General features: G+C 59.7%; 8 protein-coding genes. 6 read left to right on the forward strand and 2 right to left on the reverse strand.

Features of this window, described 5'->3' with window-relative positions:
* Positions 1 to 312 precede the first annotated feature (312 nt).
* Entirely contained in the window at positions 313 to 5,127 is a 4,815-nt protein-coding gene (locus DAD99_RS17430) for a sacsin N-terminal ATP-binding-like domain-containing protein (RefSeq protein WP_193342518.1), read from the forward strand.
* A 304-nt stretch (positions 5,128 to 5,431) separates the two neighbouring features.
* Here the strand turns inward: DAD99_RS17430 and DAD99_RS17435 are convergent, their stop codons facing one another.
* Positions 5,432 to 5,737 carry a hypothetical protein gene (locus tag DAD99_RS17435; protein ID WP_193342519.1) on the reverse strand — a complete coding sequence of 102 codons (306 nt, stop codon included), beginning with the start codon at positions 5,735 to 5,737 and terminating at the stop codon, positions 5,432 to 5,434.
* A gap of 571 nt (positions 5,738 to 6,308) precedes the next feature.
* On the opposite strand from DAD99_RS17435, the gene DAD99_RS17440 reads away from it, so the two are divergent.
* The 5 genes from DAD99_RS17440 to DAD99_RS17460 all read left to right on the forward strand — a co-directional run bounded on the left by DAD99_RS17440 (position 6,309) and on the right by DAD99_RS17460 (position 13,181).
* A complete protein-coding gene (locus tag DAD99_RS17440) occupies positions 6,309 to 7,418 on the forward strand; it encodes a hypothetical protein (RefSeq protein WP_193342520.1) in 1,110 nt (369 codons plus the stop codon).
* Entirely contained in the window at positions 7,418 to 8,797 is a 1,380-nt protein-coding gene (locus tag DAD99_RS17445) for a hypothetical protein (protein WP_193342521.1), read from the forward strand. Before DAD99_RS17440 ends, DAD99_RS17445 begins: the two co-directional genes overlap by 1 nt.
* Positions 8,794 to 10,560, forward strand: a complete 1,767-nt coding sequence (locus DAD99_RS17450; RefSeq protein ID WP_193342522.1) for an Hsp70 family protein — start codon at positions 8,794 to 8,796, stop codon at positions 10,558 to 10,560. The genes DAD99_RS17445 and DAD99_RS17450 overlap by 4 nt, the downstream gene beginning before the upstream one ends.
* Before the next feature lie 2 nt (positions 10,561 to 10,562).
* Positions 10,563 to 11,906, forward strand: coding sequence for a hypothetical protein (locus DAD99_RS17455; protein ID WP_193342523.1), 1,344 nt, complete (start codon positions 10,563 to 10,565; stop codon positions 11,904 to 11,906).
* 510 nt (positions 11,907 to 12,416) lie between these two features.
* Positions 12,417 to 13,181, forward strand: a complete 765-nt coding sequence (locus DAD99_RS17460) for a DUF6338 family protein (RefSeq protein WP_193342524.1) — start codon at positions 12,417 to 12,419, stop codon at positions 13,179 to 13,181.
* Between the two features lie 147 nt (positions 13,182 to 13,328).
* Here the strand turns inward: DAD99_RS17460 and DAD99_RS17465 are convergent.
* Positions 13,329 to 13,564, reverse strand: a 236-nt coding sequence (locus DAD99_RS17465; RefSeq protein ID WP_193342525.1) for an ATP-binding protein, incomplete at its 5' end; no start/stop codon positions are given.

Below are 13,564 nucleotides of genomic sequence, written 5' to 3' on the forward strand. Positions count from 1 at the left end.
CGCCGGGGCGAAACCTGAGGCTCGATCGCTGGAGAGGCGGGGATCCCCTCGCGCAACAGCGGAACGACTTCGAAAACAGTAAGGCCACGTAGAGGTCCATCGGGTATATGGAATCGTTCTCCCGACCCGTCGGCCGCGGCATGCGGTCCCGCCATTCGCGGGCCGGGGCGGACATGATCTCGGAGATCAGTGTCTGGCGGCTGTTCCAATCCGCGGTCACCGTAGTTGGGGTATTCGACTCAGGTGCCGAATCGCAGATCCCCGCACGGTCCCAGCCACCCTTTGCCGGACCCGTGTGGTGGAATAGCAAACATGACTGCGACGACGACCCCGCTCGATGACATCCTGGAGCGCATTTGCCGCGAGAACCTTGCCGTGTACCGAGAGTCACAGGGCAGGCTCCAGGAGGACGTCAGCCAGGAGTCGCAAGTCGCCCATGACTATCGCGGACGTCTCGTGTACGAGCTCCTTCAGAATGCGGATGACGCACTGGTTGGCGTTGCGACGACCGAGGACAGGGTGTTGTTTCGACTCACCGACACGGAGCTGTGGGTTGCCAACACGGGGCGCCCCTTCACCGACGCCGATGTTCGGGGACTGTGCGGCTTGGGAGCCAGTTCCAAGGCCCAGTCAGACGGCCCTAGGCGTGCCAGCATCGGTCATAAGGGGTTGGGCTTCAAATCGGTCCTCGAAATCACTGATAGCCCCGAGGCCTACTCCGAGACGGTGAGTTTCCGACTGGGACGGGAGCAGGCGGAAGCGCAGGTGTCTCTGCTCTGGAAGGAGTTTGACCGCGGCAAGGTCCGCGGGGTGCCGGCGATGCGGTTCCCGTGGGCGCTCGCCGAGGTGCACAAGACTTGGGACCAACTCCGAGCGGCCGGCTATCACAGCGCGTTTCGATTCCCGTTCCACGAAGGCGTCAGCTCCGACCAGAGGGCAGCACTCGCGCATCAATTATTGACCCTTCCGATGACCAGCGTGCTCTTCCTCAAGCACCTTGAAGAAGTGGTCATCGAGGTTGCGACCTCCAGCGAGAAGTCAGACCGTCAGTGGCTCTTGGAGAGGCACCGAGTGACCTCCTCTGGCGTCGAGCGTTGTGGCGGCCTGACGGAGTCGGGCCTCTTCAGGGTCGACTTGGTCAACCGTGAAGGTGAGGGTGACCGCTACTGGGTTGCTCACGACGGCAACGTGCGGATCGGCGACAACCGCGATGGCTTGACCGGGCCCGCCTGGGAGGGCGTGGACGTCACCGAGGTGTCAGTCGCAGTCCGGGATGCCGACGACCCTCGCGTCAAGACGGAGGACCGCCGGTTTCACGTCTTCCTGCCTACGCAAGAACCTTCGTCCTGCTCGCTACTGGTCAACGGGGCCTTCACGACCGACCTTTCTCGCCAGCACATTCAAGTTGCGCGCACCCCGTTGAACTACAACGGGTATCTCGTACGCCGCGCAGCCGAGACATTCGTGCAGACGCTCATGCCTCACCTACTGGCCGAGGGTGGCCCACGCTACGTCCTGCGAGTTTTGGATCGGGAGGAAAGCGATTCCGAGTCCGCCGGCGGACTCCTCGCCGACGCCATTGCTAGCGCAATGACGGGTGCCCGCTTCTTGCCATCAGGGCCGAATAAGCTTGCCCTCATTGAGGTGGTTCTTCCATCGCCCGTTCTCGACAAGGAGGGGTCCACCTTCGCTGAGCTGCTCAAGGCGGACTGCGTACTGAGCGGCAGACAATTCCCTGATCCGGAGTTCTGTGAAGGTGCGCTTGCCACGGTGAGTGCGGCCTATGGGGCCGTAGCACTCAGCCCGATTGACTCTCTACGCGCCCTTGCGTACAACCTCGATACAGGGAAAGCGGCTTTAAGACCAGGCCCAGACTCTCGTTTTCGGGTTGACCCGGTGCTTGATCTCTGTGCGCTCCTCTGGGAACGATCTGATGCGGCGGATCGCCGTGCCTTGGAGGACAGCGCCCGGCTGGAACCCGTCTTCCCGGTCGGCGAGAACGACGACGGCACCGTTAGGCGGATAGCCCTGGGAGATGAAAATGCGTTTTACCCGCCGCGCTCTTCCGCAGAGGAACTTCCCCTTCGCAAGTTGCAGTTCCTCGCACATGCGGTCTGTTGGGGCACCCTCGGCAGGGCCGAACAGAGGTCGGTCCTGGAGCGCCAGATGAAGGCGTGGGATGCGCTCTTCGACGTCAAGGAGTTCCGTTTCGAGGAGGTTATGCGCGCCGCGGTCCTCCCAGGACTCACGCGCACGGCCGCGGCCGATGCCGAGTTGCGGGAGTCAAACCGCACCATCGAAGCACTCGCCACGATCTGTCGGTTGGCCGGAAAAACCACCAAACCCGACCAGCCCCTCCCCATGGGTCGGCTTGGTTCGGATCGCGCGTTCTTCAATCTCAGCCGCCTTGACGTTCCGTGTCGAGCCGATGCCACCGGGGAGTTGACCTGGGCGCCGGCCCATCAGGTTTACTTCGGAAGCGACTGGGTTGGCGATGACTCGGTCGAGGCGATCGTTGAAGCAATGGCCGCTGCGGGCGAGGTCCTGCAGGTCAGATTCCTTGCGTCGCCCGAGGTGTTCGCCGAATTCTCTTCCACCATCGGGGTCAACGTCGAAGACGACGCGAGTCCAGCGGCTGGTGATCCCGACGAGGGAGAAGTCGACCTGGATGACGACACCGACGAAGCACTTGAGACCACCGTCGATGATCGGTGGCGCAACTTCTTCGCTTGGCTCGGAGTCAGCCGTGGCTTGAGACTGGTCCATTTTCACGACGTGGACGATACCGGGACCGGGTGGACAAACACGAAGGGTCTCGGTCTCCCTGGTGGTTGGGCGTTCTCGGGTCTGGACAAGGTCTGGTCCGAATACCAAGCGGATCTCGTCGGGGCGTTCTCGTCTGATCCACGGTGGGAGCCGACGGATCACTACCTCTACAAGGTTCACAACCTTGATCGGCTCGACCAGATCGCCGAAGTCGCCCTGCGCAGGGATAACGACGTGGCCGAGAAGCTGCTCGACCACGTCGTCCGCAATTGGAACACCTATGCTCGCCACACCCAGGCCGAGTTGGCATTCGTCGGAGCCGGAAAATCGCCGTCGCAGCGAACGGCTCCACCGCGAGCAACGTCGCAAGAACTCATCATTGCGGGCCCAGATCTATGGCTCTACCGACTTCGTCACCACGCGATTTGCCCCACGAGCCATGGTCCGCGGCGTCCAAACCAAACTTGGCGTCGATCCGATGAGCTCGTTCGTCGTCTGGGCCGCAGTGGGCGGGACGCAGACGCGTACCTTCCTGTCCTCAAACAACCGATTGGGGTGCCGTCCTCGACACTCCGCGCTTGCCTCGACGAACTGCAAGTCCGCGGCGAGCTGACTCCGGCCGCGTTCAATGTCGAAGATGCACACGAACTCTGCGTACGCATCTCGCAGATCTACCCGTCGGGCATCACCGACCAGGCACTGCGCTCGGAACTGCGGCCGATCTACCGCCAGATGTTCGAACTCCTGGTCGGCAGCACGGTGAACAACGGGGTGCCGCTGGCTGGCACCCCGCTTGCTGCGCGCACGGCGGCCGGGTACGAGTTCCTCGCCGCCCGAGACGTCGTGTATGCGTCGGTGTCCGGCAGCCGAGAACGCAGCGGTGTGCAGGACAAGGTGCCGTTGTTCGTTCTGGAGGCCGAGCCGGGAGCGCTTCGTCCGCTTCGCGAGCTCTTCGGAACCCCGTTCCTGGAGAGCGCGTTGGAGTGGTCGGTGATGCCGGGCGAGGCTGCTCTTGAAGCACCCGCCCTTGACAGTTTGCGCCAGGGACTCCGAGACCTGGTCCCCCCGCTGCTCGCTCGCCTAAGTGCCGATCGAGCTGACCGGAGTAGGGCCGACCGACGGGCCCTGACTGACTTCGCTGAGAAGTTGGAACCCGTGGAGTCGCTCAGTCTGAGCTGTTCATTCCGCGGGGAGACCCTCGGTCAGATTCCGCAGCGGACCTACTACGTGCGGCGCTCGGAAGACTCGGGATTCCACGGTTTCGCCGTGTGGTCCGGCCCTGCGTGGCCTCCGATAGCGGAGGACGCTCATACCCTGGCTATGGCGCTGGCAGAGACCTTGGAGGTCAACACTGTCGAGACCTTCTTATCGTTCATCAACGCGAACCCCGCGCAGCGACAGCAACTACTCGATCTGGCCGGCGCCGCGGAGAAGCTGGAGGAGGTTCAGCAAGACCTTGCCGATCTCGGAGGTGACGCTCATCAGGTCGATCAGCTGGCCAACCGCACAGAAGGCAACGAGTTCGACACGACAGACGGCGAGTCAACAGAAGCGGCCATCGGGCACGCAGACCGAACCCCTCCCGCTGCGACCCGTGCCGCCCCGCGTATCCCGCTGCACCGCTATGAGGACCTTCTGATAGACGGAGAAGTCATCCGCATTGAGGGATCAGGTCCCAAACACGAGACCACAGGAAGCAACGGTCAACCCGGAGCCGCAGGTGACGGACATGGCGACCAAGAGGGTGGTTCTTCAGGCGCGACCAGGGCAGCCGCCGGCACCGACCTGAATGAACTTGACCGACTTGGCATGCGTATAACCTTCGCATTTGAGGAGCGACGATTCGTCGGGCAGAAGACCGTCGTACTCCCCGGAGAGACACCCTCTGAGAATGCGGACGTGCTCATCGTCGACGTCAGCTCGCCGGAGATGATCGTAGCTGCTATCGAACAGTCCACCGTGGTCGAGGAAGTTTTTGGCCAGCTCGCTGAGCAGGGCATCAGCGAGCTCTACCCCGGCTTCGACGTCCTGACCATCAAGGGTGGTTCAATCGATCGAATGATTGAATTGAAGTCGTCCGGAGTCGACGCGCAAGTTCAAGCCATGAGTTGGAACGAGTGGAAGACGGCCGGGGGCGAACTAAGAAGTCACTTCTGGCTCTACCTCGTCGGCAATCTTCGCGCGGATCTCGAAAACGCCCCACCCTTCGTGAGAGCCGTTCAAGACCCCTTCGGGACACTTGCCTCATCAAAGTCGGAAGACGTCATACGCAAGCGGACCGTTCAACTCCGAGTACGGGAGTTCGCCGCTGCCGATCAACTCACCCTTGAGTTGCGACACGAGGAAGACGCGCCAGCCTAGGACGACACCCGAGCAGGATGGCCAAGTCCACCATTGACTCACCCTCGACCCCTACAAAGAATCTCATCGACCGAGGGGGCGCCGGGGTGGCTTCATCTGCTCGTATTGGGTGTGCCTGGAACGCTCTGAAGTTCATCAGCATGGCTCCGATTTCTCTGATCTTGCTGGCCAGACGAACCTCGGGGTAAAGCACGACCACGGTATCCCGGACGAACCGAAGTGTTCGTAGAGCGAATATCAAGTTGCGCTGCTAGAAGGCGGCTCAGGTTCAGCGCCATTTCCCGGGCGCATGCAGCGGCAGATATTAGTCGAGCGGTTCAATATTGACTACAGGGGATGTCGTCCGGAACGTTGGGATGTGATCATCACGCACCTGTATCCAGAAGAGCGCAGAATCCCCGACCTCACAGGACTCAAGCATCAGCAGTTCCAGTATTTCTTCGTCGCGGCGAAGCTGCGAGAACCCGGTATCTAGGAAATCCACTAACGGCGCAGTCGCCGCCATCTTCCGTGCGACAGTTCGGTTGTCGAGATTGACGACGTACTGGCTCCCCGTAGCTGTCGTGACCAAGAAACGTCCAGTACCGTCGTTGGAGATTGCGCGTGGCATACGCCGAGCCTACCGGTGCTGCAGGACTGCCTGCGGTGCCTACGGCCAACTCTCCGAATTTCGAACTACCCGGACGCGACCGGTCTTGTGCCGGCCACCGCAGCACCTGCCGTGTGTGGCCTGCGGAGAGCGGAGCATGCGAATCAGGACGGGGAATCACAGGTATCCATCGTCGTGAAACGGAGACCTCGTAAAAGGCGCCGAACCTGGAACCTAAATACACGGAGAGACAGCAACGGCAGCTAGGGATGACGCTCTGCTCACCAGCAGGCACTCGAAGCGTGGCGTCGGTTGTGTGGTTCACAACAGCGATATGATCGCGGAATATAAAAACGGCTTGCCCAGTCATGGCTGGTCGACGTTGGGGTTCGTCGGAAGGGAAAAGCGTGGGTGGGTCCGTTGCCGAGCAAGGACGCCGTGTGCCATGGTGCACCTCGGGTCTCGTTGATTCGATAAATGCTATCGGCTGCAGTCTTGTGCCCGCCATGCCTAAGAAACTGCCAACCGGATCCATCGCGGTCGCGGTCGGCGACAGGTAGGGGGAGGCATGGGTTTTTGGCATACCGGATACATGGAGTTTCATGAGCCGACAGGAGAAGGAACGGGCCACCTCGTTAATGTGTTGCCGGACCTGTTTCCCTGCCTGACATGTGGTGTGGAGTTCTACACCGAACCTGACCTGCGGGTGCACACCTTTGAGGGACATCGCATACAGCGGCCCGTTTTGGTGTTGAAGGGACGGGAATGTGGCAGGAGCCGCCTGACCATCACCGGTGAGACTGTGGCTGAAGATTGGGCGATTCGCAGCGCTGAAACGATCACCCTAAACGGCGCTCGTACATCCGTTGCCAGCGCTGCCAGGGTTTTGTCGTCGACGCGGAGCGGCGTTGTCGATGTGACGCTAACGAACCGAGATGTGGTTCAGTCCTTCCAATTCGAGTTCACCCTCGCTGATGAGGACGATCTCAATGGCGTGGATGCTGCCTTGGCACGGTTGATCGACGGAGGCGAGTTGAGTGTACGCGCTATCGACGACTTCATTATGCGCTCGAAACGATACCCGACATCTGTCAGGTATCTTTCCGGCCTTGCGAACTATTTATTCGGTGTCTTGGCTCGTGAAGGTGTCACCGAATTAGGAGTCCGCGACGAATCACACGATGGCGGTGGTTATCAGGGCAAATACGACCAAGCTGTGGGAATCTTGGGAACTTTCGATCGTCCGCCAGCTGAGGCTATTTGCGGCATAGTTGCCTTCCACTACAACCAGTTTGAACGCGCCATGACCAAGACTAAGAGTCAACGCGTCGCCGAAGTTTCGCTCCGCTTTCAGGCGCTTGTAAAAGGGGAAATTTGGTTGCCCGGCGATCTGTCACAGTCGTCGCATTCAAGTTTGGACATGGCGCTCAGCGATTCAGTGATCGAACAAGTCCTGGGGTGGAGCGCATTGCCGCTTGACGGCACAGCAGTAGGCGATATTGCTGACCTGGCGGCCAATATAGGTGCACAGCGACCAAACGACGCTTTCAAGTTGCACTTAATCGCTGCAGAGCATGCATTTGCTGCAGGGGACATCCCCTCAGCCAAGCAGCATGCAGAACACCTTCGCCACAGTCGTCTCACCGAGGGCTGGTACGCAGGCTTTCGAGAACGAGTTCAATTTCAAGGAGTTTCAAAATAGTGACTACAAACACCGCATCCGAAGGGGTTCTGCCCGAGGAGGCCCCTGGCGCGACCGCGAACCAGGACTCCATGGCTACCGGGGCGCAGTCGCGTACCCAGGGCGGTGGCGAGAAGACCGGGGCGCAGTCGCGGAGTCTGGGCGGTGGCGAGAAGACCGGGGCGCAGTCGCGGAGTCTGGGCGGTGGCGAGAAGACCGGGGCGCAGTCGCGGAGTCTGGGCGGTGGCGAGAAGACCGGGGCGCAGTCGCGTACCCTGGGCGGTGGCGAGAAGACCGGGGCGCAGTCGCGTACCCTGGGCGGTGGCGAGAAGACCGGGGCGCAGACGCGTACCCAGGGCAGCAGCAAGAAAAAGGAGCGGCCCAAGACTGTCCTTGGCTTAATTGAGTTCGCGTACGCTGAAGAGGGTCGCAAACTGAACCTTGTGCGCCGAGACTTGCAGGAGCTTTCCCTGCAACCCAACGCTAAGCAAACTGAGATTGACACCGTTCAGCGATTGGCCGCTGGCGATCCGTTCCTTGCGGTGCCTCTCAGTTTATTAACCGCCGTGGCGGAGCTTGGAACGGAGCCGCGTGTCCGTCATCACATCCTGGACCTGGTTTTGGTGGCTTTCGGGAGCCACAGGCTCTTTAAGAGGCGAATGGAACGGCTGCTTGAGCCGCAGGCCCAAGACTTTCCTACTGCCCATGAAGTGAATGAGGCGGTTAAGGCACTCACGTTCGATGCACTCGGATTTAAAAAGCCGTCCGACTTCAGTGAAGCGACGCGGGAGCGGCTGCGATGGAACGCCGTCACGGCAGTTGAGCTTTTCCACGTTCTACATGGACACAGGACAGCAGATCAGTTTATTGAGGATATGACTGCGCTGGTCTGGGACGCGGATCCTGTGCCGAGCGCTTCCAAGGCAGCTGCAATCCTTGTCGCAGCCAGAAATAGCGACGCGTTCAGCCAGCTGTCGCGGCACTTTGAGGTTCGTCTCCGTGAGTCCAAGCGAGAGACAGACAACGCACTTGCTCGGATTCGGATGCAAGAACTCTATGCCATAGAGGCCGACGCTTTCAGTAAGAAGCAATCGGCTGAGCTGGAGGATGCGAGAAAACGCATGGCTGAATTGGCGGCAGACGTCACTCATCTGACCCAGCAGCTCTCCGTAGAGCAAAGCAGCCGTGTAGTAGATAAGAGCCACCATGTCGATGACTACGAGGCTCTCCGAACGCAGGTTATCCGGCGACTGACAACCCAAGTCGAGCTTCTCAGCGACGGACTTCACGCGCTACGAAATGGAAGCACAGGTGTGGCGGAGGAGTTCGTTGACCGGGCTTTGAGCGTAATTACCGGTGAGGTCACGCGCCTTAAGGATCTTGATGGAGGGAAGCAGTGACTGTAGGTTTTGACTTCGGAACCACCAACAGTTTGGTGTCAGTGGTGGTCGGTGATCGCGTTATCGACGTCTTTGATGAGGAGGGCCGCCCGCACCCTTCCGTTGTCCGTTACGAGGGCGAGGACGTTATCGTTGGCCGGGAAGCGCGCCATGCGTTAGAGGAAGTCGGGCTTGGGGTCTACGGGAACACCGTGCGTTCGCCGAAGTTCCTCTTAGGGCAGGAGGCTGTCAGCGTCGGTGGTGTTGACCGCAGCCCCGTCGACATCGTTGCCGACGTGATTCGACATGTTCGGACGGAGTCACGCCAGAGCCGCCAACGTCAAGTATTGGGAGAGTTAGATCGCGCAGTAGTCACTATCCCTGTGAATATGAACGGTCCGAGACGCGCGGCCCTCCGTGAGGCGTTCGCCCGGGAAGGAATGTCCGTGGCTCAGTTCGTTCACGAACCGCTCGCCGCGCTGTACGGCCACCTGCGCGGTGCCTCGGACCCTGAAAGTGAGATCCGGGGACTCATGCGACGGAATGTACTTGTTGTCGACTGGGGTGGCGGAACACTCGACCTCACACTGTGCCGAATCGAACCCGGTCGCATCCTTCAACTCCGCAACGGTGGGACTGCCAATGTGGGCGGCGACAAGTTTGATGAAGTCATCCGCGACGAGGTGGTCGCTAAGTTCTCCGTTAGGCAGGGTATCTCCGCATCGGACCAGCCGACTCGAGACGCACGACTACGTCTGTTACAAGACGCCGAACGGAACAAGATCGAGCTTTCAGAACGAGCCAGCGTCACGTTCTACAGGCCGAGCTACTTCCCCGTCTCCGGCACTACACTTGAATATTCACTGACCCGGCAGGAACTGGATGGGATCACCCGGCCACTTGTGACCTCTGGCATTCGGGAAATTGAGTCGCTGTTAGAAAGTGTCGGCATGGCTCCTGCCCAGGTGTCGCTTTGCCTGGTCGCGGGCGGTATGGCTGCAATGCCCAGCATCCGCAGCCGGTTGCACGAACTGTTCGGGCCGGAGCGGGTCCTCGTCCCAAGGAACAGTGCAACGCTTGTTTCCCAAGGAGCGGCGTGGATCGCGCACGACTCGCAGCGGCTGGTACTAGCAAAGCAGATTGAGTTGGAAATGGCACGTGGGTCGAGGCTTCCACTCCTGCGAGCCGGAACCGCGATGCCACTTGATGGCGAGGTGCGCCGGGAACGATTCCACCTGTACTGCACGGACCCGACTGACGGTGTAGCGAAGTTCTCCATCGTGGCGCCCTCTGAGCTTGCCGAACAACCTCAAGCAAGTGATCCTCGAACGTCGCTTGGCATCGTGACTATTAATGTGGACAAGACCGCGCCACCCTTAGTCGAGCGCCTCGAACTTGAAGTCGAGGTTGATGACGACCTTATTTTGTCTGTCAGCGCCATGTCCAAGCAGCGCGGCGACCAGGCTGGCGCGTCTTACTTCGATTTGGAGTTTGGTATCGGGCTCCCTGGAAGCAATGACCTCGGACCGGTCGATGTTGCAGACATGGACGCCTGGGTGCCAAATGAAGGTATCGGTCTCGTGGCTCGTGCCAACGTTGCGGACAAGGAGGACAGGCGGCTGGTCCCTGGGGATGTGTTGTATCATCACACACCTTCGGCCTTTTCCAGGGACTCAGACCAAGCCACAGCCGAGCAGCTTATTGAACATCTCTACTACATGCCATGTGCAGTGTGTAAGCGTCAGTGGGGCGATCCCGCTTGTAGGTGCGCCTCGGTGGCCTGAGAATGGCGTCACAGCAGATCCTGGTACGCGTTTTAGATGGTGTTTCCGTTGTCGACGAATCCGTTCGACGGCCCGTTCGGCTGACCCCGGACGGGTACGCCGGCATCGTGTATGCGGGTGCGGTTTACCCGGTGTTCGCCGACAATGTGGTCAATATTTCCGGAGCCTCATGGGAGGTCGAGGACTGTAACCGGTTCCTTTTCGCCGGCGCTGCTGTCCCATATGCGCCCAAAATCGATGACCCGACAGCGCAGCGGGAGTTTACAGGGTTTCGCGGTGAGTGGGACATCGAGACTAATCGCTTTGGACACTACCTCGTCTTTAACGCCTCGGAGCGATTTGCAACCACCGTCGTCGATGCGTTGGAAGCTGGAGGCGTCTCCGTACAGCGATGGGATGTCAGCCACCGAGCGGCGAGTGACGGCAAGTTCTATGACTGGTTCGCCCGTCTCCGCGTGCAGGGAAGCCATGACGATGTTGTGTCCCGAGTCTCGACAGTATTCTCGCCCACAGCGGCCGTCCTGGCTATCGATATTGCGACGACCCCGGCAGTCACGCGTATTGAGGACCTCGCAGCTCAGGTCGAGCAACTGCTGGAACTGACGGCCGACCTCAGAGCCAGTCTCAATGCGTCAGAGGGCGAAGCTGCACTCCTCCGTCAGAGGCTGGAGGCAGCGACCGGCCGCGAGTCCAATCTGGCTGGGGATCTGGATCGGGCGCTGGAGCATCAGAAGTCGCTACACGTTCAGATTGTCGAGTTGGGGCGAGCCCCGGGGCACACAGCCGAGACAAAGGCTTTCTTAGCGAAGCAGTCTGAGACCGAAGAATTTCTCGAGTTCGCTCTGGCTGAAAACTCCGACCTCCACAACAGTCTCGCAAGCTTTCGCGATGAAGCAGAGCGAAGCGATTCAAGAATTTCGACTTTGGAGGCCACATTGGCCGGCCTTCAGGACAGGCTCGAAGAACTCGGCGGACAGGAACGAGAGCGCCGTCGAGCTGCTGCCGTTCATATCGCGCCTCGTCGCGGCGTTCCAGGGTTCCTGGATACAGCGTTTGCGCGGCTTTCCTTCGTCCTCGACAGTGTCGAGGTATTGGCTAACATCGACGCACCCGCTTCGGTGCTCCGGGCACTCGTGCAGATTGATATGGGGGAGTTCGTGGGGAAAGATCTTGAAGGCATGCGTGGATGGCGAGAAGTTTCCAAGCTTGCTACCGGGATCGCTGGCAGCGAGGATATGGGCCGCCTTTACTACAAGCCGGACGGCAACCGAGTCCTCGTCAGTGTTCACGTCAAACAGGACGACAAAGAACAGCGCCGCCATATAGAGCGACTTCGGTCCATTTGAGGTGGAGCTACTGAACGGTGACATGAGGCTTGATGAAGGGGCTTCATGTATGGCATGGGACATAAAGGACCATTTAGCTTGTCCATGAGGGGGACTTCCATGGGCTGCTGGTGCCCCGCACTACGCGGGGAACGGAATGGGCCTCGGTACCAAGTAGCTTGTCCATCTACAAGTAGTAATGCCGCTTCTGGTGGACTCCGCCTGCGTTTCCTCGCCCGTTCAAATTTATCCTCGCTGTTAGTAGCCCCTCCTGAATGTCGCTCCCACAGATTCACCACGATCATCGTCAATTAGAGCTATGGAATTATCTTGGAAAGAGGCGAAACGCATAGTGACTGAAAATAAAAGTGCCCCTCGTGAAAGCTCTATTGGGGGGACCCGAGTAGAATTCTCGGAGTCTCGGAAATCGTTTGACTCCCTATTCGTGTCCACGCCCGCGGTATCCTCGCAGTCGCTGCTCGCTGTGGCGAACAGCGGCAACTCGGATTCCCCCAAGGACTCCGCAAGGAATTGACGCTGTCATCTTGGACGTCGTTGGTCCTTTTTGCACTGTTCGTCGTCCCCGGGCTGGTATTTGACCTCCTGGGGCGTCGGCGCAGGGTGGAAGTGGATGAGTCTGCTTTTCGGGAGGCCAGTCGGGTTGTGCTGGCTTCCGTGGCACTTGGCGTCCCAGGCGCAGCTTTCGGCTATGTCGCCTGGATTACGATGAGCGGCCAACCGCCAGTGTTGAGCAAACTACTCACTGGAGACGGTGCGTATTATCGCGATCATGCGGAAGTATCCTTCTTGGCTGTCGTCGGCTACGTCGCTAGCAGCGTTGTGGTGGCTATCGCTATTAACCTTGTCCTCGATCTGGTCAAAGGTAGGAGTCTCACCCCCCACCACTCGCAGTGGACTCAAGTATTTCGTTTCGAGCCGCCCCCTGGCTCGCGCGCCTACGTTCGCGTGAAAACTAAATCTGGGTTTTGGTGGGCGGGGCAGGTTATTCACTTCACGGCAGATCTCGAAGTCGCTGGGCGGGAAATTACGTTGGCTGCTCCTATTTCGCGCGGTAGCGACGAAGGCACCGTTTGGTCGTGCGATCCGGATATCCAACGTCTCCTTTTCCGAAATGAAGAGCTCGAAAGCATTTCAGTCATGTACGTGCGAGTGGATGAAACTTCCCGGCCGGGGCGCTGGAAGCAGTTTTTGTCTTGGTTTCAGAGGAGAGCATCCAGGTTTCTAACGGACGCACGCGCTGACACGCCCAGACGCGAGAATTCGAGCAGTGATTAGAGTCTCTCTACTTGGACAATCAGTAGTCCACAACGTCAGGGCACATAGCCAAGTCCGCGTCGGTTAGCGATTCCGCACCATCATGTTAACGCCAACCGAAAATAGGGCCAATAGTGCCAATTGAAAACGGGGCCACGGGTTGTTGTTCTATTGTGCCGTACTGGCGGCAGGTTGGTGTTTTTTGAGGCGGTAGCTGTTGCCTTTGAGGCTGATGACGTCGGCGTGGTGGACGATCCGGTCGATCATGGCCGAGGCGATGGTCAGGTCTCCGAAGACGTCGCCCCAGCGGGCGAACGGGAGGTTGGACGTCAGAATCATGGACGCGTGTTCGTAGCGGCTCGAGACGAGCTGGAAGAACAGGTTCGCGGCGTCCTGATCGAACC

The organism is Pseudarthrobacter sp. AB1 (assembly GCF_014926485.1).
In the GTDB taxonomy this organism is placed as follows: Bacteria; Actinomycetota; Actinomycetes; order Actinomycetales; family Micrococcaceae; genus Arthrobacter.

Excerpts from the sequence above, each read along its gene's own strand:
- DAD99_RS17430 (WP_193342518.1), top strand. The coding sequence starts at position 313 with ATGACTGCGACGACGACCCCGCTCGATGACATCCTGGAGCGCATTTGC.
- DAD99_RS17435 (WP_193342519.1), bottom strand. The coding sequence starts at position 5,737 with ATGCCACGCGCAATCTCCAACGACGGTACTGGACGTTTCTTGGTCACG.
- DAD99_RS17440 (WP_193342520.1), top strand. The coding sequence starts at position 6,309 with ATGGAGTTTCATGAGCCGACAGGAGAAGGAACGGGCCACCTCGTTAAT.
- DAD99_RS17455 (WP_193342523.1), top strand. The coding sequence starts at position 10,563 with ATGGCGTCACAGCAGATCCTGGTACGCGTTTTAGATGGTGTTTCCGTT.